This is a genomic window from Marivita sp. (genome assembly GCF_051859345.1).
GTDB lineage: Bacteria > Pseudomonadota > Alphaproteobacteria > Rhodobacterales > Rhodobacteraceae > Marivita.
In genome coordinates this window covers 1-24,452 of sequence record NZ_JBHYFV010000050.1, presented here as the reverse complement: position 1 = coordinate 24,452, position 24,452 = coordinate 1, and the positions used below count along the sequence as shown (strand labels likewise).

Sequence of the window (24,452 nt, the reverse complement as noted above, 5' to 3'; positions counted from 1 at the left end):
CCCCACCAATACGATGCCCTCACTGTGAAAAGCTCATCGAAGAACGCCCAGATGAAAATCTGCCAAAGTAGTGCTAGTCACGCGAATCTTGAGTTCGGCACATGGGATTCGTAGTGTCCGCTGGCAGAACCGCTTGACGGATGCGAGGACCGCGTCAGCAGATTTGAACCATCGGTATGGTTTGGGATTGCCGTTGTGCGCCTCAATGAAAGCCGTAATTTCGGCCTCCAGTTCGGCGGTGGATCGGTGGACACCCCGTAGGAGTTGCTTGCGTGTCAGTTCGGCGACGCTTGCAGATCTAGAAACTCTGCTAACCGACCTTTGTTCAGATAGATAAATCCGCGGTCAAAACTGATCCAGCTGCCGTGTTGACATCCGTGCGTCTTGGCACTGCGCAGGGGCAGGGGGGCTGACGTATCGGCAATGAATATCCGCGGCTAGATATCAGGCGAAGGCTGCGGCATCCGGGCCCTAGCAAACGAGTCGGGCCTTTCGAGAGCGACGGTCATGAAGTGCCTGAAGGACGACGCGCGACCGTCAAACCGGAGGCGGCAACCGCACAATGTTCAAAAGCTGAACGCGCAATTCGCCCAGCGCCACCGAGAGTTTTTCCAGCGCGTTCTTCACGGTCATGATCCGAGGTGCCGTCAGGTCAGACCTGAAAATTGTGAATTCAATGCGCGCATCTGCTGCAAGACTTCGATCAACGAGCCCTGCACCTAGCTTTCTTTTTCGTCCGCCGCCCAAGGGTTTTCCACGAGAAACTCGCGCAAGTGATCTTTCACGAGGGTCACGAAGCTTTTGGCAAGTTGCGTGGATTCGCGATTCACCGGAAAGGCCAACCCATAGTCAAAGCGCAATCGAGGCTCGAACGGCCGCACGACGATGTTGGCGTTCTGAAACGCCACTGCATTGAACGGATCAACGACCGACACACCCATGCCCGCTCCGACCATCTGGCAGATCGATGCGCTTGACTGGGTTTCCAGCAGCATCTTCTTGCGCTCGATCCCAAGGGACTGAAACGCCCGGTCCACCCGCGAGCGCAGCAAGGTATCCGGCGCGATCGAGATATAGGGATAATCGGCTAGATCGGCGGCGTGGATGACGTCCTTGCGTGCCAATGGATGTCCGCGCGGCAAAACACAGGATGCATAGACGCTGGCAAGTTGCACGGTGCTGGCGACGGGATATTCGATTGGCAGGCTCAGCAGCGCAAGATCGAACTGCTGTGAGTCTAGCCATTTCTTGGCCTCGCGCTTGACGACAATCCGCAACGAAATCGACACATTCGGATGGGTTTCCTGAAACAGCGCAAACACATCGGGCAGGAACCGCTGCGCCATGGGGGTCGAGGCCACGATCTGGATATGGCCGTAGCCTGCGGGTCTTATGTTCTTCATTATATTCGAGATATGGTCAAAGCTGTGGTAAAGCTGGTCCAACTCATCGAACAGCATTTCCGCCTCGCGCGTGGGAACAAGTCGTCCGTTGCGCCGGAGGAACAATTCATACTCGACTGCGGTCTCGAAGTTCTGCAACGAACGACTGACGGCAGGTTGCGAGATGTTCAACAGCGCCGCGGCCTCTGCCGTCGAGCCCGAGACCATGACAGCCCGGAATGCGTCCAGTTGTTTGAGGTTAAGCCTGTTCGTCATTCGCGCTCCGAATATTTTGAAGGAAGATGAGACGCAGGAACCGCCGCCGAGAAGGCCGGTAAGTCCCCTTGTTTTCGGTCATACCGACGCCCTTGTCACCGGATGCAGCGTTTCGCAGGTATCGCTGTTCCTTCCCCCGGCTAGCCCCCGGTTCCGAGCTCTGACCGATAACTTAGGCTATGCAGAAAAGACATAAGGACATACTCAATTGATGTTGGACCAAATAGGATGGACGGTCAATGCTGGGCCCACTCGCTGAAAGATAAACTCTGTGCAAGTGTCCTGGAGGGGGATCACGGAGCGAAGAATAACCTGGCGAGGATTACGTTCAGGAGGAGACAAATGAAGACACTCGGAAAAACCATAGCCGCGTTCCTAGCGCTTGTTGCGCCTGCGATCGGCAATGCGCAAGACATCTACCCATCGCGGACCATCGAAATCATCACCCCATTCGGGCCCGGTGGCAGCACGGACCGCGCTGCACGTCTTTTCGCGTCTGTTCTGGGAAAATACCTGCCCAACCCGGTTGATGTGATCGTCGTCAACGTCCCCGGTGGCGCCACGACCATCGGGATGACAGCCACGATGAACGCCGATCCTGATGGCTACACTGTCGCGCTTACATCCAACAGCCCGGTTACGATCCAGCCGCATTTCGACACCGCCGACTACTCTTATGACAGCTTCGAGGCGATCATCCGCCTTGTGGATATTCCACAGGTCCTGCTGGTTCAGAAAGGCGCCCCGTGGCAAACCGCTGAAGAATGGGTGGAATATGTAAAGGAAAACCCCGGTATTTTCACGTACGCGACGCCGGGCAACGGCAGCATCTCGGATTTGGCAATGGCAGTGCTGAACGAGGCAGCCGAACTCGAAACCCGCGCAATCCCTTATGACAGCGGTGGGCGGGCAATGGCTGCCATGCTGGGCGGGAATGTCGGCGGGGTTGCCACTTTCCAAGGTAATGCCGACCCTGACCTGACCCGTCCCTTGATCAACTTTTCGCAAAACCGGTCATCAAGACACCCAGATGTGCCGACACTCGCCGATATCGGCATTTCTGCCTACAAAGACGCTTTCAGCGGGATTGTCGCACCCTTGGGCATTCCTGAAGATCGGCTTGAGATCCTTCACGATGCCTTCAAGCAAGCGTTGGAAGATCCAGAGATTCAGGAAGTCCTAAAAGGCCAATCCTTCGAAATTGCCTATCAGGGGCCGGACGACTATGCCGAGGCTCTGAAGCAGGATTTCGAACAGAATGGACGGCTTCTGCGCCGCGCCAACCTGATCGACTGAAGTCTTGAATGAGCGCGCTTGCAGGCTCACCAACCTGTTAGCGCGCCTGTTTTTGTACGCCGGAGGGGGGACCATGAGCTACAAGAAAGCATCCTATTTCGCTTTGGCGTTTCTTGTCTTGCTGGCAGCAGGATATCTGTGGACCGCATCGGGGCTTCGGGACCCACGCACGCGGGGCTCTATCGGGCCGGGGTACTTCCCTTTCATCTTGAGCGTGTTGCTGATCTTCCTGTGCGGTTTGTCGTTTGTACAGACACTGAGGCGACCCGAGGATGAGACACTCACCGTGCCGAACCTCGGGTATGTGCTGGCGGGTATTGGGGCAATCGCGGCCTTCATCACCCTCTGGGCATTTCTGAGCGTGTTCTACCCCCTTGTCTATATCTTCGTCGCAGGCCTGATGCTGCTGTTTCAACCCAACTTTGAGTTGCGCCGACTGGCCATTATCCTGGTCACGTCGCTTGTCCTGACTTTCATGATCTATGGCTTGTTCGAACTGGTCATGGGCGTGCGTTTCTGATGGAAGGATCCTTTGATGGCGGTCTTTGATTTCGACTTTCAAAGCCTGTTCGAAATTTCGAGCTTGATCGGAATCGTGATTGGGACGCTGGTTGGTATGTTGATCGGCGCACTGCCTGGCCTTGGCGCTACCGTCGCCATCGTGCTTTTGCTGCCCTTCACCTACAGCATGGACCCCCTGGCCTCGATCCTGATGCTGGTGGCGGCCTATCAGGCGGCCGAGTACGGCGGGTCGATTTCGTCCATCATCCTTGGTATTCCCGGCACGCCTGCGGCAGCCGCGACCATGCTGGACGGCAATACGCTGGCGCGCAAAAGTTCGCCTGGCAAGGCCCTTGCCTATTCGCTGGCGGCCTCGACGATCGGCGGACTGTTTGGCGGGGTCGTTCTGCTGTTCCTGTCGCTGCCACTGTCCGCTGTCGCTGTACGCATGGGCGACCCGGAGTTCTTTCTGATTGGCGTTCTCGGGCTGATCGCCGTGGCTGGCCTGAGCGCGCGCGACGTAACGCGCAGTTTTATCTCGGTCGTGCTGGGCTTGATGGCCGGAACCATCGGGATAGACGTGATCTCCAGCTCCCAGCGCTTCACCTTCGGGCAGGCCGAACTGCTGGACGGGTTGCATCTGATCGCGGTTCTGGTCGGGATTTTCGCCATCGCCGAGATCCTGTCGATGATAAGCACCGACTTGTATCGCACTTTTGTTACTGACAAGCGCGGACTGAGCACACATATCACTTTTCGCGAGTTCTGGGGGACCGGAAAAGCGATCAGCCTTGGTTCAATGGTCGGCTCGATCATCGGGATCATTCCGGGCATGGGCGCTGGGGCGTCAGCGTGGTTCGCCTATAGTCTGGCACGCAATACGTCAAAGGATCCCAAAAGTTTCGGAACCGGGAACCCGGAAGGCATCGCTGCCCCTGAATCTGCCAATAATGCCACTGTCGGCGGCGCGCTGCTCCCGCTCATCACGCTGGGTATTCCGGGTTCGGCCTCTACCGCGATCATTCTCGGCGCTTTCATCATCCACGGTATCCAGCCCGGTCCGTCGATCTTCACGACAAATCCGACGCTGGTTTACGGCATCTTCTACGGTTTCCTTCTTGCCTGCTTCGCGATGTTCGCGGTCGGCAAGCTGCTGACGCCGTTCTTTGCCTACGTGCTTAAGACACCGAACCATCTGCTCGTGCCGATCATCCTGATTCTCGCGCTTATAGGGGTCTATGCCTCAAACCGCATGATCTTCGATCTGTGGATTGCGCTGGGGTTCGGCGTATTATTCTTCCTGCTCAACAAGCTGAATTTTTCGGCCCCTGCCTTCATCCTCGCCTTCGTTCTCAGCCCGATACTCGAAGAAAGCCTGCGTCGCGCCCTTCTCATCTCGGATGGGACGTACGTGATGTTCTTCACGCGCCCATACTCGATCGGGATCTTGTTGATTATCCTTGCGATCGTTGTGGTGAGCCTGTTGACACACATGAAGCGAACCGCGCGGAAATAAACGACGGCATCGGAAAGCGGCGCCGCAAGAGCAGGAGAAGTGCGGGTCTTGAGACGACTTCAGAGTATCCCCCCGCTTCCGATGGCGACCTTCTTTTTCGTCATGGGGATTACGGGCACGCGTCCAATCGTCCCGCTATATTCCATCGATATCGGCATCAGCCCCGAGGAGCTGGGGATCCTGGTGGCGGTTTTCGCCTTCGTGCCGCTGCTGCTGGCCTCGTTCGCCGGGTCACTGATGGACCGGCACGGGATGGGGCGCGCGCTGGTACTGGGTGGCGTTGTCGGTGCTATCGGGTTGGTCCTTCCTTTCATCGCAGGTGGCAGGACGGGGCTCTATATTTCGCAACTGGTGGCCGGGACCGGCTTCACGATCTTCATCCTTGCGGCGCAAAATCAAAGCGGCAGATTCGCCACCTCGCCCTGGGCGCGCGAACAGTCGATCGCGATTTTCAGCATGGGCGTCGCGCTGGGCAGCCTGATCGGCCCCTTTATCGGTGGCTTTGTCGCGCAATATCTGGGTTATGACTGGGCATTTCTGATCCTTGCACTGCCTGCTCTGCTTTCTACTGGCTTTGTCATACCGCTCATAGCTCAGGACAAGACCTACAACGCCCGGCAGCCTGCATCGGCCCACAGCGCCAGCTTCGGGAATCCGCGCAAGATATTCGGGTATCACCGCTACATGTTCCGCGCTTTTCTGGTCAGTTCGCTGATTCTGATGGGCAAGGATATGTTCGTCGCATATTTCCCGCTCTATGCCCTGTCGCTTAGCATCTCTGCGGCGTGGGTAGGTGTCATAATCGGGTTGCATAACGCAGGCGGGGTGGTGATGCGGTTCTTCCTGCTTCCGATCGTGCGTTTGGTTGGCAAGAACAAGGTCATCATCCTGTCAATCGCCTTCGCGGGGATCAGTTTTCTGGCCCTCCCGTTCACCGAGAGTGTGGCCGGTCTTATTATTGTTTCGGTAGCTATCGGTTTGGGACTGGGGCTTGGGCAGCCACTGTCGATCACCCGCACGATCGCGCTGTCGCCCCAGAGCAAGGTCGGCGAGGTTCTGGGTTTCAGGCTGGCCTGCAATCGCCTGACCCAGGTGTTGACGCCGCTGGCAATCAGTGGAGTTGTGGTGTTGACCGGTGTGAGCGGGGTGTTCGTCTTGCTGGGGCTTGTGCTTAGCTTCGGCAGCACCCGGATTTCCGTACCCGAGCACGAGGAGGAGCGCGCAGGCTGATACCGCCCGGTCGACCCCGCAGCCGCTGCGCAGGGCCGGCTGCTGTTCTCTGGACCAGCGGGTCCGCGCGATGCGCAATTCTAGTTCAGGGTTTCGGCCAGCTTTCCGCCAATGATCTCTGCTGCTTCGACCATGATGCGGTCGATCAACTCGGCCACGGTCGGGATATCATCGATCAACCCGGCGACCATGCCGCAACTCCAGACGGCGGCGTCCATCTCTCCGTCCTGAATGACGCTCCGGTTGGCCGCGCCAGCAACGAGATGGCGAATATCACTGATGTCGATCGTGTCGCCCTTCTGCGTCTCGATTTTCTGGATCGCCGTAGAGGCTGTGTTGCGCAACACCCGCTCAGTGTTTCGCAGGCTTCGCATGACAAGCGTGGTTGACCGCTCATCCGCGTCCAGCAGGGCCTGTTTTACATTGGGATGCACAGGCGCGTCCCTTGTTGCCAGAAACCTTGTTCCCATGTTGATGCCATCTGCCCCCAGCGCCAGCGCCGCCACAAGGCTGCGCCCGTCCGACATCCCGCCCGAGGCGAGGAAAGGGATGCGCAACACCTCTGCCGCGCGCGGTAACAGGATGAAATTGGGCACGTCATCTTCTCCGGGATGACCCGCGCATTCAAAACCGTCCACGCTGACTGCATCGCAGCCAATCGCTTGCGCCTTTTCTGCGTGCCGGACAGAGGTACATTTGTGGATAACACGGACCCCAGCCTGCTTCAGGTCCGGCAGATAGTCTTCTGGGTTGCGCCCGGCGGTTTCCACGATCGTCACACCCTCGTCGATGATGGCGGCGATATAGTCCATATAGGGCGGCGGCTTGAATGATGGCAGAAAGGTCAGGTTCACACCGAAGGGCTGGTCGGTCATCGCGCGGCAGCGCCTGATTTCGCGCGCCAGATCAGCAGGTGTCGGTTGCGTGAGAGCCGTCAGGATGCCAAGACCCCCCGCGTTCGAAACGGCCGAGGCCAGCTCGGCATATCCGACATGGTTCATACCGCCCTGCATAATGGGATGGCGCACGCCGAAGGCTTCGGTGAAACGTGTTTTCATTTGTGTGGTTTCCCGTCGTTCAGGCAGGTTGTCCAGATAGAAACGCGCGTGGCGCCGGCCCGCCAAACATCGAACCGCCTGTAGCTGGCCAATGCAAGGTCCCTACCGCATCGTCCGCTGCCTCAGGCCCGTTTGCTGCTTTGTCAGCTCGAAGGCATCCTCGACCCAACCGCACAGCACCTGACGCGTTTCGGCGGGCCGTATGATATCTACGATGCCAAATTTTTCGGCCGTCCGGAAGGGTGAAGCAAGCTCGTTATAGTAGTCTTCCAGATCGGTGCGGTACTGTTCGGGATCTTCGGAGTTGGCGATCTCTTTCTTGTAGGCGGCGGCAACCCCACCCTCGACCGGGATCGACCCCCAGCGCGCCGAAGGCCACGCAAAGCGATGGTTCAGAGAACGGCCTTCCGGCCCGTGTTTGGGACCATGCGCCCCGCCGCCCACGCCAAAGGCGCGGCGGACGATGATCGAACACCAAGGAGTTTCGGCCTGCTCTATCGCCCCAAGTAGATCAATGGCCGCGCTCAATGTTCCCGACGCCTCGGCAGAGGGGCCGGTCATCACCCCCGGCTGATCGACGAAGTTCACGATCGGCAGGTGAAATGTGTCACAAGTGTCGATGAACCGGGCCATCTTGCGCGCGGCCTGAAGCGTCAATGCACCGCCCATGACGGTCGGGTCGCTGCTGATCACGCCTACGGCGTAGCCGTGCAGCCGTCCATAGGTGGTGATGACCGAAGCGCCGAAGCGTTTGCCGACCTCAAACAGGCTGCCCTCGTCCATCACCAGCCGCACGATATCGCGCGCGCGGTAGGCCTTACGGCGATCTCGCGGAATGATGCTGTCAAGGGCGGTCTCGGCGCGGTTCGGATCATCCTGCGATACTGTTCTCGGTGGCGTTTCCCAGACATTGCGCGGCATGTAGGACAAGAAGCGTCGCACCTGGTCGAAAGCGCCTACTTCGTCCTTCGCCTCGTTGCTGACGACACCGCTGCGCGTATGCACCCGTGCGCCGCCAAGCTCTTCCTTGGTGACATCCATTTTCAGACCCTGCTTCACGACCGGCGGACCGCCCGCGAAAACAAAAGCCGTGTCGCGGGTCATGACCGAGAAATGCGACAGTCCGACCTTGATTGCACCAAGCCCCGCGCAAGCGCCTAACCCCATCCCGACGACAGGCACGCGTCCCAGCAACGAGATCGACGGCCAGCGTGCATAACCGGGGATTTTGGTGGATTGGCTCTGCTCCAGAATCCGGACGCTGCCGCCAGCGGTATCGACCAGCCTGACCAGCGGCATTCGATATTCATGGGCTAAACGCTCTGCATAGACCCATTTGTCCGACACTGTCGATTCCGAGGAACCGGCCCGGATGGTATAGTCATCACCAGATACCACCAGCTTGCGCCCAGCAACCTTGCCAGTGCCGATCACTGCGTTCGAGGGGACAAAATCATTCAGACGTCCTGCCTCGTCATAGGCACCTTTGCCTGCGATCTTCCCAAGCTCGTGGAAGCTGCCGGGATCAACCAGCATCTCGATCCGTTCGCGCACGGTATTCTTGCCACGACTGTGCTGAAAGCCGACGGCATCCTCGCCCCCCAGATCATCGGCCTTGGCGCGCCGGAACGAAAGTTCCCGGTATTCGTCGGACCAATCGGTCGGGTGTTCGGACTCGCTCTTGTCAGATGTCAAACTGTCGTTCCTCCACTCTTCAGCCCATTGCCGCCCGCAGGTGTAGCGTTTGCCTTAGGGTTCATGCGTCAATAATCGTCATCATGCTCACCCAGCAGCGGGGGTGGCGAACTGCGCCATGTTTCGTAACTGCTGAACCGGAAGGGATTGTTGATCGTGCGGATACGTCCCGAATGCGGATGCTCCAACGGCAGTTCCATCTGCCGAAACTTGAAATGCGGGTCGTCCATTGCATCTGCCAGCGAATTAATCGGCGCAATCGGCAGCCCCACCTCGGACAGGCGGTCAACCCATTCCAGGGCAGGCTTCTGGCGGAACAAGGGGCTCAGGATTTTCCGCAATGTCTTGCGGTTCTCGATACGCAGGTCGTTGGAGGAAAACCGGGGATCGTCGATCAGTTCAGGCTTGCCCAAAGCCGTGCAGAAATTGGGCCAAAGCGCGTTACTACCGCCCATGATTTGCACGAAACGATCATCTTTGCACTGATAGCTGCCTGTTGGGCTTCGACCGGGGTTTTCCGACCCGGCCCGAGAGGGCACTTTTCCGATTGCGAGGTATTCTGCGGCATTGGTCGAATACAGGCTGAGCAGTGCATCCGCCATCGACAGGTCGATATAATTCCCCTTGCCAGTCTTCTCGCGTGCGTAAAGCGACACGAGAATCGACGAAAACCCATACATCGCCCCGCTCAGGTCCGCGAACATCAACCCGCTACGCAGAGGGGGGCCGTCAGACTCTCCTGTGATGGACATGACACCCGCCACGGCCTGAATGATGGAATCGTAGGCCTTGCGGTTGCGATAGGGTCCGGTCTGTCCGTAGCCCGAGATCGAGCAATAGATCAGACTTGGGTTTTCTCTGCTCAGCGATTTATAGTCCAGCCCCAGTTTCTTCATTGCCCCCGGAGTGAAATTCTCGACGACCACATCCGCGCTTTTTGAAAGCGTGATCGCCCGCGCAAGATCCTCAGGGTCCTTGAGATTCAATACAATGCTCTTCTTGTTTCGATTCATAGGATAGAAGTAATCCTGATCTTTTTCACTGCGGCCCTGAAACTGGCGCATTCTTCTATTTTCATCCCCGACAGCCGGGCGTTCGACCTTGATCACCTCTGCGCCAAGGTCGCCCAGAAGCATCGTGCAATGGGGGCCGGACAGAACATGGGAAAAGTCCAGAATGCGCACACCCTCCAGCGGAAATGGTCTATCCGTCGCAGTTTCATGAAATTGTTTCTCGAAAGTCATTGCAGACTCCTTCAGTTCAGGGCGGATCAGAATCCGGTTGGCCAGTTGTGCAGCATGTGCTTTCCAATGCCGCCGGAAAGACCACACTCATACACTTCGAGCATCTGCTTGAGGTACTGGCGCGTCTCGCGCGGGTCGATTACAGCCCGCGCACCATTTATCGACGCCAGATCATACGCCGAGGTGTCACGCGACATCTCTTCCATTGCCTGAGCATAGGCTTCGGGGTTTTCGTCGTACGAAACGCCATGCACCACCGAGACCCCCGACCGCGGGTCCATGAAACTGACTTCGGCCGACCACCATGCCGCAACTTCGTCGGCATTGTTGCTGCCGCCCATGTTGCGCACGGCCAGACCATAGCTCTTGCGCATGATGATCGAGATCTTAGGCACAGTGCACAGCGCCAGTGCGTTCAGCCAGTTCATCACCTTGCCCGGGATACGCCGCTTTTCCGCTTCCTCCCCGATCAGGAAACCTGGCTGGTCCACCAGTAATACAATCGGGATGTTGTAAGAGTCGCATTGGACCAGAAAGCTGATCGCCTTGTCACAGGCATCTGCGTCAATCGCGCCGCCCTTGAAATAGGGGTTGTTCGCGATGATGCCGACGCTGCGCCCGTCAATCCGCGCAAGACCAGTGACAAGGGTTTTCGCGAAACGGGCCTTCAGCGGAAAGAAACTATCCTTGTCCGCAACGCGCTCGATCACCTTGCGCACATCATAGGTCTTGCCGGATGTTTCGGGAATAATTTCCAGAATATCCTCGGCCAAAGCGTCCGACCCTTCGGGTACGGCTACACGCGGCGGGGCTTCATTTGCGTGTTGCGGCATATAGCTCAGATAGCGCTGAATAGCCTCCAACGCTTCTTCATCCGTGTCCACGGCAAGATCGGCAAGCCCGGTGATCTCGGTATGCAGCCGCCAACCGCCCAGTTCCTCATAATCGACCTTCGCCTTTGTCGCCATGGCCACGAGGCGCGGGCTGGAAACGGCAAGACATGACCCTTTGCGCATGACCGTGAAATCGGCCATTGCGGAATACCAGGTAGCCGAGCCGAAACAGTATCCCAGAACCCCCGCAGCCCATGGGTTCGTCCTCAGCCGCATGTATTGGCGCGGATTGTTGTTCACGCCGATAATGCCTTTCGCACCCATGATATCCGGCATCCGGGCGCCGGTGGATTCGCCAAGAAAAACAACCGGAAATCCGTTTTTCGCCGCCACGTTCTTGACGTGCTCCATCTTGTTCGAATTGACCGGGCTGCTGGATGCCCCCTTCACCGTAAAATCATTCGAGACAACAGCCGTCATCCGCCCCTTTATCTTACCGAAGCCAGCGACTTTGCCGTCGGCGGGGGTGGAGTCACGATCTTCGGGGAGCATGGAGGTCGCAAACAGACCGGATTCAAGGAAACTGCCCTCGTCCATCAGGTATCCGATGCGTTCGCGCGCATTAAGTTTGCCCGCCGCCTTCACACGCGCCAGCTTTTCGTCCCCGCCCATGGAAAGCGCGTGTGACTTGCGCTTCTCATGCTCGGATATCTTGTCCTCGAATTTCATTTGGTCTTCCTCACATGCAAGCCGGTACACCAAGGAACAAGGTCGATGCGCACGTCTTGTGACGTGAACACTTGTCTTGTCGGGGTCCGCACGAAGATTTCCTTATTGCTTAAAGTACTATAGAAACTGCGACCTTATGCAGTCGAATACAATTTCAGCATCACTCTACACCTAAAATTTATATCGTCTTCGGGGTGCAATGCGCCGCGTGGCAACAGACATCGCGTCACTTGCCGTGATATTTAGGCCTGCGCTTCTCACGGAATGCGGCCAACCCCTCTTTCTGGTCGGCGCTCGCGAAAAGTAGCTGGAAGGCCTTGCGTTCCAGCATCAGCGCGGTCGCCAGCGGTGCATCGGCCCCGGCGAGCATCACTTCCTTGATCTGCGCAACGGCAATCGGTGGCATCGCGGCGATCTGCGTTGCGATGGTCGTTGCCTCGGCGATAGCGTCGCCGTCCTCGGCAAGCTTGCTGACCAGCCCCATTTCCGCCGCCTCCGCGCCCGTGATCATCGCTCCCGTCAAGCACATGAGCATTGCCCGGGGTTTGCCGATGGCACGTTGCAACCGCTGGGTTCCCCCCGCGCCCGGCATGACGCCCACGCGCACTTCTGGCTGGCCCAGTTTAGCAGCTGGATCGGCCACGATGATATCGGCGTGCATGGCCAGTTCTAGCCCGCCGCCCAGCGCATAACCCTTAACAGCCGCGATCACCGGCAAGGGGCAGGCCGCGATGGAAGCCCAAAGGGTTTCCGTGTGACGCAGGTACATGTCGATAGCCGTGATATCGGCCATTTCGTTCAAGTCTGCGCCACCGCAGAACGACCCGCCGGTGCCGGATAGCACGATGGCCCGCGCATCGGGGCTCTGCGCGACTTCCGTGAAAGCCATGGCAAGCTGGGTGCGGACCGCGATGTTCAGGGCATTGCGAAAATCAGGGCGGTCGATCTGGATAGACACCACACCGCTAGCAAGATGCGCCAGCTTCAGGTCGGGATAGGTGTCAGCATGCATGGCGGTCTCCAATGTCTGTTGATGCAGGGGGCAAACCTTTGCTGCCAGTCTAATCCGGCTGGCGGATAGGCAATCCAAGCTGCACCCGTCGCCGCAGCCATGAACAGGGTCTATATCGGTCGTCCCCTGTCAGGCGCTGAACTTCACCGAGAATGGTGAACACGGCGTCCGCCCCCAGGACATCGGCCAATTCCAGCGGCCCGCGGGGATAGTTCAGACCAAGGCGCATCGCGGTGTCGATATCCCCGGGCCGTGCCAGTTGCCGTTGCGACATTTCGCAGCCAAGATTGGCAATCATCGCGACGATGCGTTGGCCGATGAAGCCGGGCGAATCCGCGATCAGCGTGACCTGCCGATCCTGCGCGAAAATGGCCACGACGCTATCGCGGATATCCGAGCGCACCCCCGGTGCGGCCATCAGCGTGACCCGCGTTGCCAGTGACCCGGTCGTGTCCAGCGCCACGACCCGGTGCGGGTCAAGCCCAGTGCGCGCACAAAACGCACTGCAATCTTCGCCGAGCGGGGCGGCGAGGATCGCGCATTCCCCGTCGTCCTGTTGCAGGATCTGCGCCCGGCTTGCGACCAGATCAGCGGTTTCGACGTCTACACTGTCGGCAAGATAGATGGCGCGCGCAGGCAAGGCATCGACTTTGGTGTCTGGCGAGGGACGCGTCGCCCCGTCGCTGTAGTCGTAATAACCGCGCCCGGTCTTTCGTCCAAGGTGGCCGGTCTGGAACTGGTATCGATGCCTAAAGGTCGAACGAAGCCGCGGATCGCCGAAACTGCTATGATGTATGAATTCCGTGACGGCAAGATTTATGTCCGTACCGGTCAGGTCCATCAACTCGAAGGGCCCCATGCTGAAACCCCAGCAATCGCGCATCACCGCGTCGATCTGGGTCGGTTCAGCGACACAGTCTTGTAGCAGCGCCAATCCTTCGGTCAGAAAGGCGCGCCCCCCATAATTGACCAGGAAGCCGGGAGTATCGCGCACCTGCACCGGCGTATGGCCCAGCGTGCGCGCAAAATCCATCAGACATGCCACCACATCAATGCGCGTGTCGGGACCGGGGATCACCTCGACCAATTTCATGACCGGAACAGGGTTGAAGAAATGAAGACCGGCAACGCGCTCGGCCAGTGGGTTTCCGGCCGCAATCGCGCCGATGGGCAGCGAGGATGTGTTGCTGACAAGGATAGTTTCTGGTCCAGTCATCGTGGCAAGCGCGGCAAAGAGGTCGCGCTTGATGTCCAGATCCTCGACAATCGCCTCGACGATCAGGTCGCAGGGCGCGAGGTCGGCAAGGTCATCCTGCGCTTTCAGATGCGCGCTGATTGTCGCGCGGTCGTCTTCGCTCAACCGGCCTTGTCTGACCCGCCTGTCGAGCCGTTGTAGCACCGACTCGCAGGCCTGTTCGGCAGCGCCTGGCCGTTGGTCGAAGAGCAGCACATCATAGCCGGCGATGGCGGCCACCTGCGCGATGCCGACGCCCATGGCGCCAGCGCCGACAATGCCTATGGCCTTGATCCGGAACGAGTGCGTAGCGTCAAGCGGCATTTTGTCTGGCGCTGTGCCCGAGAAGTCCGCACGCCTAGTTTTCATTGCATTGCCCTGTGCCATTGTGAAGGTTCTAGCGACGCCGCGCAAGAGCACCATGCGCTGACGCCAGCAGAACGGCCACGGTTGCTGATTTCAGGATGTCGCTCAGCACGAAGGGCAGAACGGCAACCTGCAAGGCCGGGGCCAGACCGAGATGCAGGGCAAGATAACCTGCGCCCATCGTGTAGATGATCACACACCCGACAAGCGCGGTAGCGAATGCACCGGGCAGCGTTTTCGCGTATCCCCGATCCGCCAGCCAGCCCACGGCGACTGATGCGGTAAGGAACCCGACCAAGAACCCGGCTGTCGGACTTGCAAAGTACGCAATGCCGCCCCCGGTGGCAAAGACTGGCAGCCCGATTGCACCTTGGAACAGGTAGAAGCCGAGCGTGACGCCCGCCAACCGTGCCCCCATCGACATCGCCAGCAGCAGGACTGCGAAGGTCTGCATCGTCATCGGCACGGGCCACATAGGAACCTGAACGCGCGCGCTCACAGCGATCAGAAGCGTTCCAGTCAGCACGATCAAGGCGTTGTGCAGCAAGGCCGCGTTGGGGCTGGCGGGGCTGGCAAAATGCCCCAACAAGGCGTTGGATTGGGTTGTGGTGCCATGGGTCATTGCAGAGATCCTTCTGAAAGTGCGGAAAGAAGTTGTTTCATATTCTGGTCGATGAACGAGGTGTGGACATGTCCACACTGAAATTGCGGATCGTTCAGGCAGGCGATAAGGAAGTCGCGGTTGGTCTTGATCCCCTCAACCTCGATCTGGGTCAGCGCCGCGATTGCGCATTTGCAGGCGGCTGTCCGGTTCGGGCCATGGGCGATGATCTTCGCGACCATGGGGTCGTAAAAAATGCTCACCTCGTCCCCCTCGCGATATCCGCAATCAATCCGCAGATCTGGGGCGTCGGGCGGCAGGCGCAGCCGACGTAGGGGGCCGGGAGACGGCATGAAGTTTTTTTCGGGCTTTTCGGCGTAAAGTCGGCATTCCACAGCATGGCCGGTGGTGGTGATCTCGGACTGGGGAACCGGGTCAAGCCTGCCGGCCGCGAGTGCAATCTGCATGGCGACAAGATCAACGCCCGTCACCATCTCGGTCACAGGATGTTCGACCTGAATGCGGGTGTTCATCTCCAGAAAGAAGAAATCCTGCGTTTCGGCATCGACGATGAACTCGACCGTACCTGCCCCCGCGTAGTGCGTGGCCTTGCACATCGACAGCGCAGCGTCTGCCATTCTTGCTAGAACGTCGGGGCGCAGGCCGGGGGCGGGACTTTCCTCGATCACCTTCTGGAACCGGCGTTGCAACGAGCAATCACGCTCGAACAGGTGAATCGCCGATCCGTCCCCATAGCCGAAGACCTGAATTTCCACATGGCGCGCGTGCTTGACGAAGCGTTCAAGGAACACGGTCCCGTCGCCAAAGGCTTTTCGTGCCATGTTCTGCGTCGCCTCAACCGTGCGGCTCAGCTTGTCCTCGCGCTCCACCAGCCGCATCCCGATGCCGCCGCCGCCGGCCGCGGCCTTGACAAGTAGAGGATATCCGACGGCCAACGCAAACGCCGCGATATCCAAATCCGATCCGACACCGACCCTGTCACTGCCGGGAACGACCGGCACATTCGCGCGGCGCGCGATGGCGCGGGCGCGGTCCTTGTCGCCCATGTCGCGCAGCGTTTGCGGGTCCGATCCGACCCAGATCAAGCCCGCCGCTATTACTGCCTCGGCAAATTCGGCATTCTCGGCAAGAAAGCCATAGCCCGGATGGATTGCATCAGCCTCGGTCTGCTCAGCGGCCAGTAAGATCAGGTCTGCCCTCAGATAGCTGTCCGAAGCCCGCGACGGCCCGAGATAAACCGAAGCATCGGCCTCTTCGACAAACAACGCGGCAGCATCCGCATCTGAATAGACCGCAACAGTTTTCAGGTTCATGGCCTTGCACGACCGGATAATCCGGCGCGCAATTTCGCCACGGTTTGCAATCAACACTCGGGTCATATCTCTGGGCATCGGCTTAGACTTCCATCCGGGCGATGATATCCCCGTCAGCAACAATATCGCCTTCGGCCACCAGAACCTCGACCAGCTTGCCATCTTCCGGCGCGATAATCGGGATTTCCATTTTCATGGATTCGAGGATCGCGATTGCGTCATCCTCTTCAAGCATGTCGCCTATCGCGGCTTCGATCTTCCAGACATTTCCGGAAATTTCAGCCTTCACATCAATGATCGCCATTTTTGTCCCCTCCAAGTCCTAGCCTTACCGCAGCCCATTGCTGGACCGAATGTGCGCCCCTGTGATCTTTAGGGTTAGGCCCGACCGGGCTATGCAGTCGAATATAATTTCTGCATCAAGCTATGCACTGACCGAGGTACTTGCCCCAGGCGTCTGCCCCGCGCCGGGCAGAGTTTCGGGTGCGCCCTCTTCACTGTTGCTTCCCTGGGCGGTTCGTTCCGCTACCCCGGCCCTTCGGACGGCGAGGCATAACAGCGTGATGCGCCCGCACAGGCAATCCGAAAAATGCATTCCCGAATACCGAAATTCTATTTGATAGGCCCTGCACCGGTCCGTATCGATGTGGGCACAACCCGTCAGTCAGCCTGTGGAACTGCCGACCTGGCGGTCGACTTGGTCAGGCGCAGCCGCACCCCCATGGCCCCAGAGAGCATGATGACTCAACACGTCTTTGATCCTTACACTGAAGACTTCGACGAGGCGTTTGATGTCGTTGTCGTCGGTTTCGGCTTCGCAGGGGCTGTGTCGGCCATCTCGTCGCATGACGCTTCTGCGCGGGTGTTGCTGATCGAGAAGATGCCGGATCCCGGTGGCATCTCGATCTGTTCGGGTGGCGGGCTGCGCCTTGCCGAAGATGTTGCGGCGGCGCGCGCCTATCTGAACAGCACAAACGGCGACGCTACGCCTGAGCCGATCAACACTGCCTTTGCAAATGCGATGATGGAGCTGGACGCTTATGTAAATAGTCTCGCACAGGCCTGCGGCGCCACCACAGCCCGCGTGGAACGCCTTGGGAACTACCCGTTCGAAGGGTTTGACCGTCTTTATTTTCTTGAGATCGACACGATTCCCGGCTTTGACTCCAAACACGATTATCCGGCGGTGAAAGCGTTGCGCGGCGGGCCAAAGATGTTCCGGGTTCTGCAAAGCAATGTCGAGATGCGCGCCTTTGACGTCCGCTATCAGACCCGCGCGCATAACCTGATCTTTGGCCCAAAAGGCGAGGTGCGGGGAATATGGATCGAGTCTGACGCAGGCCCGCGCGCGGTGGCCGCCCATAAAGGCGTCATTCTGGCCTGTGGCGGGTTCGAGAGTGACCCCGAGATGCAGCAACAATTCTGGCAGATCGGTCCTGTTGCGTCGGCGGCCTTTCGGGGGAACACAGGCGACGGCGTGCGGATGGCCACTGCAGCGGGCGCCGACCTCTGGCATATGTGGCATTTCCACGGGTCTTACGGATTTCGTCATCCAGACCCCGCGTTTCCGATGGGCATTAGGTTGAAAAGCCTTCCCGCATGGACACCAAAAGCTGCGCCAAGCGCCGTCCCGATGAGCTGGATCCTCGTGGATCGCGATGGCCGACGGTTCGCCAATGAATACCAGCCCTACATGCAGGATACCGGGCACAGGGCGTTAGAACTGATCGAGCCGACGACAATGGATCACCCCCGGATGCCATGCCACCTAATCGTGGATGACATCGGGCGGCAGATGTACCCGCTGGGCAGCGTCGTCTACAATGACCGGGACGTGACTCCGCTGGAGTGGAGCGCGGACAACCTTGCAGAGGTAGACGCGGGCCTGCTGAAACGCGCCGACAGCATCGACGAACTAGCCGACCTGATCGGGTGTGACGCCAAGCACTTGACCGCTACACTGACACGTTGGAACGACTTGTGCCGCCAGGGCAAGGATACCGATTTCGGTCGCCCCGTGGCGTCGATGATCTCGGTGCAGACCCCCCCGTTTTTCGTCGCGGATATCTGGCCTGTCGTGTCGAACACTCAGGGCGGCCCCCGGCATGACGCGCAGCAACGCGTTCTGAACGGATTTTCCCAACCGATCCCCCGACTCTATGTGGCGGGCGAGTTGGGCAGTATCTGGGGCTTCCTGTATCTGTCAGGCGGCAACCTAACCGAGTGTTTCGTCAGTGGTCGCAAGGCCGGAGAAGACGCGGCCAGCCTCACACCATGGCGATAGCTGTCAACGCGGGCGCTGCGGACCGGGCATCGCGCCGATCCATTCTGGCGCGATCAGTGTTCTTGCACCAACGGCGGAGGGCGCAGGCCCGCACTCTGATAATTAAAAACCCAAGCGCCGGAGATGGCCCATGACCCACGTCTATATCTGTGACTACATTCGCACCCCGATCGGACGGTTCGGTGGCGCGCTCTCCCCGGTTAGGGCGGACGACCTTGGCGCGATCCCGCTGCGCGCACTGGCGGCCCGCACGCCCACACTCGATCTGGCTGCGATTGACGAGGTGATCTTTGGCTGCGCCAATCAGGCAGGCGAAGATAACCGCAACGTCGCGCGCATGTCCCTGCTGCTTTCGGGCTACCCCGACACTGTCCCTGCGACCACGATGAACCGCCTGTGCGGGTCGGGTATGGACGCGGTTATCACCGCCGCGCGCGCCATCAAGGCCGGAGAGGCCGATCTTGTCATTGCAGGCGGCGTCGAAAGCATGTCGCGCGCACCCTTCGTGATGCCCAAGGCCACCGCCGCTTTTTCCCGCGCGAACGAGGTGCATGACACCACCATCGGCTGGCGCTTCGTGAACCCTGTGATGCAGGCCGAATACGGTGTCGATTCGATGGTCGAGACAGCAGAAAACGTAGCGTATGACTATAGCATCAGCCGCCAAGACCAGGACGCTTTCGCCTTGCGCAGCCAGCAAAAGGCGGCAGCGGCCATGGCAAGCGGGCGCTTGGGCCGCGAAATTACGCCTGTGGCAATCCCGCAGCGCAAGAGAGCTCCATTGATCGTTGATCAAGACGAACACCCGCGCCCTGAAACCACGGCAGAGGCGCTGGCCAAGTTGCGCGGTCTGGTGCGCACGGAAGGTAGCGTCACGGCAGGGAATGCTTCCGGCGTCAATGACGGAGCTGCGGCCTTGATTGTCGCCTCGGAAGCAGCGGTGAAAGCGCATGGCCTGACCCCCATCGCCCGCGTGCTGGGCGGGGCCACGGCCGGGGTTCCGCCGCGCATAATGGGCATCGGGCCGGGACCGGCCGCAAAAAAGCTGATGGCGCGCCTGGGCCTGGGGCAGACGAATTTTCAGGTGATAGAGTTGAACGAAGCCTTCGCATCCCAAGGTATCGCAACCCTGAGGATGCTGGGCATTTCCGATGATGACGAGCGGGTTAACCGCAATGGTGGCGCGATTGCCCTGGGACATCCCCTTGGCATGTCGGGCACGCGGATCACGGGCACGGCCGCGCTGGATCTTCGACCGGGACAAAAGGCACTGGCAATGATGTGCATCGGCGTCGGCCAGGGCATCGCCATCGGATTGGAAGCTGCCGCATAATCCGCGGTGTCAGCAACGCCTGCCGGAGCACATGACCTTGGCGGCAGGTGCCGGGCTTGCCCCCGCTGTATAGGCCAGCAGAGTGCGACCGTGGTCGCCTGCAGCGGGGTTTGCGAAACAAGACCGAGGGTCGCCAACTTCGCCGCATTTCCGATCTGCCAGTTCCGCAGCAGGCGTGGCGCAATGGCCGCACGCATCTTCGCAAGCTCGGCCAGATTTTTGGGCGCGAGCCCAATCGTATCCAGATCGGGGCTGCGCGCGAGTCATTGGCTTCAACCGCTTTGGCTCCAACGGGTCAACAAATCTTAACCGACATGCTTGTAAGACCTAAAATCCTGGTATCTGGAATACTCCAAGACGTATTGCCGGTGAGCTGTACAGACGCAAAATTCAAGGCATAGTTCGATCAAGATTTATCTTGTCGTTTTTCGGTGTGCAGAACTCCGACAACAAAATCATACAACCGTGCAGATAACTCCGCTCGTTCCTTCGACGTATCCATCCGGCGGTAGGAAGCGTCCAAACCTTTCAACGAGTGATCGCAGAACGCGTCAGCGATATGATCTTGCACCGGCGGCTCAGCCTTACGGCAAAACTCCTTGATCGCGTTGCGGAAACCATGGTTGGTCAGCTCCGGGTCGAACCGCTTGAGAACCTTGAGCAATGCGTTGGCAGATACATTGCCCTTGGTGGTCGGGCTCTCGAAGACGTATCCGTTCCGCGCATTGACGGATTTTAGGCGGCTCAACAAACCATCTGGCAAACGCAGCGAGTACTCGCGGCCTGACTTCATCCGGCCTTTCTCTTGCTTGTTTCTGCGCGCGGGGATAGTCCATGTGCCGGCCTCGAAATCGATATGCTCCCACTTTGCATGAACAACCACACCGATGCGGTGCCCTGTGACCATCGCAGTCAGGATGGCGAGCCGCGTTGACAAGCTTGCGTTGCCTTCGGTGACAGCCTGCCAAAGCTCTGGCATCTTTTCGTAGGGCAGGGTGCCGTGCGATTTCTTGGGTGTGGTGCGTTTAGGGAATTGCGATCGCGGCGGGGTTGGATTTTCTTCACGGAACTCACGCGTGATCGCCAGTTCGAAGACTTTGCTCACATGCCCAAGCGCATGCCCGGCAGAAACTGGGATCTCGCGGAACATCGGTAGCAACATGTCGTACAGTTCCCGACGCCTGATCTCGTTGATCGGGCGTTTTCCGATAGCAGGATTGATGTGCTGTTCGTGGATCGCCCTAGGGCGACGACGACTTGGACCCTCCTGCAAATGTGGCTCGATGTCAGAGAACCACTCTCTCCAAATGTCATCATAGGTCGGAACCCGCGCATCTTCGTCTGAAACGCCGCCCAACACTTCGCCGCGGACAACCTTTTCGAAAGTCGATGCATCCGCGGAGTTTGCCAGACCCTTTTTAATCGACGCTGTGCCGAAACCTTCGTTCCGAAGCCGTTTAGCAACTAGGGCGATCTCGCGAGCGGAAGCCAGCTTAACGGCGGGGTAGTCCCCAAGTTTCAGCCATGTCGATTTGTCCGGTCGCAGATAGAAAGCTTTGGCGCCCGATGGAGAGCAACGTACGTAGAGTGCGTCACGTCCACCAACGCTCCGTGTCTCACGAGACTTTGTGGGCTTCCATTTTTTGATTGCGATGTCGGTAGAGAGTGATGCTGTCATAAATACACTTGGGATACACTTGGGATACACTTGGGATACACTTTTAGCAGAGATTTGGTGATGCGGAGTGATCTTGGATGAGATTAGAATATCCATTCTATACTGATAAAAATAAATAAAATACTAAAAAATTCCCTTCGTGGCAAGGAGGGTAGTGCTCCCTTCCTGTCCGCCATTTGCCCGCGCGAAAGCGTTCTCCAGATCCGGATGCGACCGATTTTTGCGTTGTTTTCGAGGGTTATGTGGGAGGGGCTGAGCACTGCCCCCGGCGCAGGGAGACCTGGAAGCGGTCTCTCAAGCCGTTGCCATTCCGCGCAACCTTCAACCATCCACCCAAGGATTCCGTCGCGCTCGGACTTCAGCTTGGACATCAATTGAGGATCGCGTTTTTCAGGTGAGATCGTCACTTCGAACGGAACAAGATGAAGGCGGCGACGCATGGCCTCTCCATGCCCGGATAGTTGAGGACGGTGGTTTCCGGCAATGATCAGTTTGAACTGCGGAACGTATTCGAAATGATCCTGGCGCATGAAATTGGCTCAGATCGCTTCCCCGCCGGTCACAGACTTGATGCGTGCTTCTGCCCAGCTGCAGCCCTGTTCCGTCTCGGGTACGATCACGAGGCGTGCGGCCTTCAATCCGGCCAGCTCGGTCAGGTGTCGAGAATTTCGCGATGCCATGAACGTGTCGAGGGTCGCTGTGGCGGAGTAGTCGCCCAAAACATGCGCGATCGTGGACAAGAAAACCGATTTTCCGTTGGCACCATCGCCATGAAGGAAGGAAAACACCTGCGCCGATGTGGACCCGGTCAGGCAATACCCGGCGAGGCGGGCCATATACGTGGTCAATTCCGGGTCGTTTGCGGTGATTTCGTTGAGGAAGGCGTCCCAACGCATGCGGTTATTCCCCAAGGATGCGGACGTCATCTGCGAAATCAGCAACCCGGGATCATGTGCGAGGATTTCGCCCGTTTCGAGATCAACGACGCCCGTCGGTGTATTCAGAAGCATCGGATGGGCGTCCCAATCGGCGGTGCATGTTGCGATCCGCGGATCGCAGGCCGCGATGCGGAGGCAGGCGGACATGGTCTTTTCGCTTTCGATGGGCCGCGCGTCGCCCGGTCTATCCGATTGTTGTGCAGCTTTGCGGCAGACTTGCCGTGCGCGTTCTCTTACCGCGCCGGTTTCATCGCGCGACCACTTGCGGCCATCCCAGTACATCCATGCGCCCCAGGCAGGGACATATTTCCAGGTTCTCGCATTTTCGATAGCGAACCGGTCCACTCGATAGCCATCGTTCTGGAATGGATCGTTTCACCGGAGGCAAAGAGAACGTCGGTACTATAATCCGTGTCAAAATCATGCGCTTCGAAGCCGTGGAATACGCAACGCTCGAATGGGTCGACTGGTTCAACAACCGCCGCCTGCTAGAACCCATCGGAAACATTCCGCCAGCAAAGGCCGAAGCAAACTTCGACGCAACTCTGGAAAGATCAGAGATGGCTGCGTAGCTTAAATCAAACGGCCTCCGGAAAATCCGGGGCGGTTCATCGGCTGGAAGTTTGCGAATAAGGGCGCACAGTTCGATCCCGTCCATTCCCAGCATACTGATATCCAAAAGCAAGCATTGAAAGACCTCTGCGGCGCCATTTAGTATTTCCAATGCGGTCTCGGCCGATGACGCGGTTGACACATCTTCAAACCCAAGCCGGTCGGCTAGACTGACCAGTAAATCAAGTGCTATACGGTCATCATCAACGGCTAGAATTCTCGTCTGCACCCCGACTTTGCTTTCTTCATCCTACTTTCCCTCTGGCAATCGTTGGTTTCGAACGCAGCTATTCCCCGGCTCAGGGAAACTCCAGTTTCAGAAATACTCCGAAAATTGCGCCTTCATGATCTTTGCTGGACACGTTTGATGCGTTTCTGATGTATCCGCCATAGGTCTCGATAGACAGATTGTCGGCAAGCGCGTATTCCAAACTGATCGCTCCCTGTAACCGTTGATCGCTCCTGAAATCGTTTGCGTAGCTTCTGTCGAACACCCCAACCCTTACAGATGTGGTCAATTTGTCCGTGAGCCGATACCGCGTAAGTAGCCGCGCGCCCGTTTCACCATAGCTGTAAATGTCATTTTGCGCGTTGCGTCGGTCATGATAAGTTGCCCCGAGAACATACCATTTCCAATCCGAGGACTGCCAAGAATAGCTGATGTCGGTCAGAAACTCCAACTGATCATATCCGTCAAATGTATTGCCTTCGTCCTGATCCCGATACCCCAACCGCGTCCGCACTTGCAGGACTTGGCGTTCGGGCAAGGCAACGCGATAAGCCGCGCTAATTCGGGCGCGCGAGAACACGCGATTTGACGGGTCCAGCGCGTGCGTAACATCCAGTTGCAATCGAAGCTGACGCCTTCCTTCTTCAGCTAGACCACATGTTCGCCTGAGATAGGGCGACCCGTCTCACAGTATGCTGGTTCGAGGGTTACGCCGGATGTCCTGGCGCAGAGCCTCTTGCATAGGAGACGGGCCATGGACAAGGGTATCACCTACATCGGTTTGGATGTTCACAAAGATACGATAGCGGTTGCTTTGGCGACAGACGGGCGCGGCGAGGTTTGTGCACAGGGACAGATTTCCAACACGCCTGCCGCTTTGACGCGCCTTTCGAGCAGACTCTCGCGAAACGGGTCGGTGCTTCGGTTTTGCTATGAGGCCGGGCCGTGCGGCTACGGTATTCAGCGGCAATTGGCTGCTGCAGGGCATGACTGCGTCGTCGTAGCCCCGTCGCTGATCCCACGCAAATCGGGGGACCGGATCAAGACGGATCGGCGAGACGCGATCAATCT

21 protein-coding genes and 3 pseudogenes are annotated in these 24,452 nt (G+C 58.5%); 8 read left to right on the top strand and 16 right to left on the bottom strand.

The genetic code is table 11. From position 1 onward, the window contains the following. Positions 1–33: 33 nt before the first annotated feature. A pseudogene (locus ACTIEN_RS20080) lies at positions 34–285 on the bottom strand (hypothetical protein); the annotation flags it as partial. A 434-nt stretch (positions 286–719) separates the two neighbouring features. Further along, the gene (locus tag ACTIEN_RS20075) at positions 720–1,658 is read right to left on the bottom strand and encodes a LysR substrate-binding domain-containing protein (RefSeq protein ID WP_439524929.1); all 939 of its coding nucleotides are present in this window, start codon (positions 1,656–1,658) and stop codon (positions 720–722) included. A gap of 342 nt (positions 1,659–2,000) precedes the next feature. Here ACTIEN_RS20075 and ACTIEN_RS20070 point away from each other — a divergent pair, with 342 nt between their 5' ends. The 4 genes from ACTIEN_RS20070 to ACTIEN_RS20055 all read left to right on the top strand — a co-directional run bounded on the left by ACTIEN_RS20070 (position 2,001) and on the right by ACTIEN_RS20055 (position 6,201). Beyond that, complete coding sequence (locus tag ACTIEN_RS20070; protein ID WP_439524928.1) at positions 2,001–2,954, top strand: Bug family tripartite tricarboxylate transporter substrate binding protein; 954 nt, start codon at positions 2,001–2,003, stop codon at positions 2,952–2,954. 73 nt (positions 2,955–3,027) lie between these two features. After that, on the top strand, positions 3,028–3,474 hold the full coding sequence (locus tag ACTIEN_RS20065; protein ID WP_439524927.1) for a tripartite tricarboxylate transporter TctB family protein: 447 nt from the start codon (positions 3,028–3,030) through the stop codon (positions 3,472–3,474). 15 nt (positions 3,475–3,489) lie between these two features. Continuing rightward, complete coding sequence (locus ACTIEN_RS20060) at positions 3,490–4,971, top strand: tripartite tricarboxylate transporter permease (protein WP_439524926.1); 1,482 nt, start codon at positions 3,490–3,492, stop codon at positions 4,969–4,971. Positions 4,972–5,019: 48 nt separating this feature from the next. Then, the gene (locus ACTIEN_RS20055) at positions 5,020–6,201 is read left to right on the top strand and encodes an MFS transporter (RefSeq protein ID WP_439524925.1); all 1,182 of its coding nucleotides are present in this window, start codon (positions 5,020–5,022) and stop codon (positions 6,199–6,201) included. Positions 6,202–6,281: 80 nt separating this feature from the next. On the opposite strand, the gene ACTIEN_RS20050 is transcribed toward ACTIEN_RS20055, so the two are convergent. From ACTIEN_RS20050 to ACTIEN_RS20010, 9 genes are all read right to left on the bottom strand, one after another. After that, the gene (locus ACTIEN_RS20050) at positions 6,282–7,259 is read right to left on the bottom strand and encodes an NAD(P)H-dependent flavin oxidoreductase (RefSeq protein WP_439524924.1); all 978 of its coding nucleotides are present in this window, start codon (positions 7,257–7,259) and stop codon (positions 6,282–6,284) included. Between the two features lie 102 nt (positions 7,260–7,361). Next, the gene (locus ACTIEN_RS20045) at positions 7,362–8,954 is read right to left on the bottom strand and encodes an acyl-CoA carboxylase subunit beta (RefSeq protein ID WP_439524923.1); all 1,593 of its coding nucleotides are present in this window, start codon (positions 8,952–8,954) and stop codon (positions 7,362–7,364) included. 68 nt (positions 8,955–9,022) lie between these two features. Further along, a complete protein-coding gene (locus tag ACTIEN_RS20040) occupies positions 9,023–10,198 on the bottom strand; it encodes a CaiB/BaiF CoA transferase family protein (RefSeq protein WP_439524922.1) in 1,176 nt (391 codons plus the stop codon). A gap of 26 nt (positions 10,199–10,224) precedes the next feature. Next, complete coding sequence (locus ACTIEN_RS20035) at positions 10,225–11,760, bottom strand: acyl-CoA carboxylase subunit beta (protein ID WP_439524921.1); 1,536 nt, start codon at positions 11,758–11,760, stop codon at positions 10,225–10,227. A 226-nt stretch (positions 11,761–11,986) separates the two neighbouring features. Continuing rightward, positions 11,987–12,772 (bottom strand): enoyl-CoA hydratase-related protein, encoded by a 786-nt coding sequence (locus tag ACTIEN_RS20030; protein WP_439524920.1) that lies wholly within the window; start codon positions 12,770–12,772, stop codon positions 11,987–11,989. Between the two features lie 49 nt (positions 12,773–12,821). Beyond that, positions 12,822–14,375, bottom strand: a complete 1,554-nt coding sequence (locus ACTIEN_RS20025) for a 3-hydroxyacyl-CoA dehydrogenase (protein WP_439524919.1) — start codon at positions 14,373–14,375, stop codon at positions 12,822–12,824. Positions 14,376–14,403: 28 nt separating this feature from the next. Continuing rightward, on the bottom strand, positions 14,404–14,994 hold the full coding sequence (locus ACTIEN_RS20020; protein WP_439524918.1) for a biotin transporter BioY: 591 nt from the start codon (positions 14,992–14,994) through the stop codon (positions 14,404–14,406). After that, complete coding sequence (locus ACTIEN_RS20015; RefSeq protein WP_439524917.1) at positions 14,991–16,385, bottom strand: acetyl-CoA carboxylase biotin carboxylase subunit; 1,395 nt, start codon at positions 16,383–16,385, stop codon at positions 14,991–14,993. Before ACTIEN_RS20015 ends, ACTIEN_RS20020 begins: the two co-directional genes overlap by 4 nt. 4 nt (positions 16,386–16,389) lie before the next feature. Then, positions 16,390–16,611, bottom strand: a complete 222-nt coding sequence (locus ACTIEN_RS20010) for a biotin/lipoyl-binding carrier protein (protein ID WP_439524916.1) — start codon at positions 16,609–16,611, stop codon at positions 16,390–16,392. A gap of 435 nt (positions 16,612–17,046) precedes the next feature. Here ACTIEN_RS20010 and ACTIEN_RS20005 point away from each other — a divergent pair, with 435 nt between their 5' ends. Then, positions 17,047–18,591, top strand: coding sequence for an FAD-dependent oxidoreductase (locus ACTIEN_RS20005; RefSeq protein ID WP_439524915.1), 1,545 nt, complete (start codon positions 17,047–17,049; stop codon positions 18,589–18,591). 130 nt (positions 18,592–18,721) lie between these two features. After that, positions 18,722–19,924 (top strand): 3-oxoadipyl-CoA thiolase, encoded by a 1,203-nt coding sequence (pcaF, locus tag ACTIEN_RS20000; protein WP_439524914.1) that lies wholly within the window; start codon positions 18,722–18,724, stop codon positions 19,922–19,924. A gap of 406 nt (positions 19,925–20,330) precedes the next feature. Here the strand turns inward: pcaF and ACTIEN_RS19995 are convergent, their stop codons facing one another. From ACTIEN_RS19995 to ACTIEN_RS19985, 3 genes are all read right to left on the bottom strand, one after another. Next, complete coding sequence (locus ACTIEN_RS19995; protein ID WP_439524913.1) at positions 20,331–21,602, bottom strand: tyrosine-type recombinase/integrase; 1,272 nt, start codon at positions 21,600–21,602, stop codon at positions 20,331–20,333. Positions 21,603–21,685: 83 nt separating this feature from the next. After that, the gene (locus ACTIEN_RS19990; RefSeq protein WP_439524912.1) at positions 21,686–22,132 is read right to left on the bottom strand and encodes a hypothetical protein; all 447 of its coding nucleotides are present in this window, start codon (positions 22,130–22,132) and stop codon (positions 21,686–21,688) included. Between the two features lie 9 nt (positions 22,133–22,141). Further along, positions 22,142–22,885 (bottom strand): phage/plasmid primase, P4 family, encoded by a 744-nt coding sequence (locus tag ACTIEN_RS19985; protein WP_439524911.1) that lies wholly within the window; start codon positions 22,883–22,885, stop codon positions 22,142–22,144. An 86-nt stretch (positions 22,886–22,971) separates the two neighbouring features. Between ACTIEN_RS19985 and ACTIEN_RS19980 the strand changes: the two are divergent. Next, positions 22,972–23,112 (top strand): annotated as a pseudogene (locus ACTIEN_RS19980) (IS3 family transposase); the annotation flags it as partial. A 35-nt stretch (positions 23,113–23,147) separates the two neighbouring features. Here the strand turns inward: ACTIEN_RS19980 and ACTIEN_RS19975 are convergent. Together ACTIEN_RS19975 and ACTIEN_RS19970 are read right to left on the bottom strand one after the other, a co-directional pair. Next, positions 23,148–23,381, bottom strand: a pseudogene (locus tag ACTIEN_RS19975) (response regulator); the annotation flags it as partial. 70 nt (positions 23,382–23,451) lie between these two features. Beyond that, positions 23,452–24,003, bottom strand: coding sequence for an outer membrane beta-barrel protein (locus ACTIEN_RS19970; protein ID WP_439524910.1), 552 nt, complete (start codon positions 24,001–24,003; stop codon positions 23,452–23,454). A 132-nt stretch (positions 24,004–24,135) separates the two neighbouring features. Between ACTIEN_RS19970 and ACTIEN_RS19965 the strand changes: the two genes are divergently transcribed. Then, positions 24,136–24,452: IS110 family transposase (locus ACTIEN_RS19965; RefSeq protein WP_439524909.1), on the top strand; the 317-nt coding region annotated here is incomplete at its 3' end.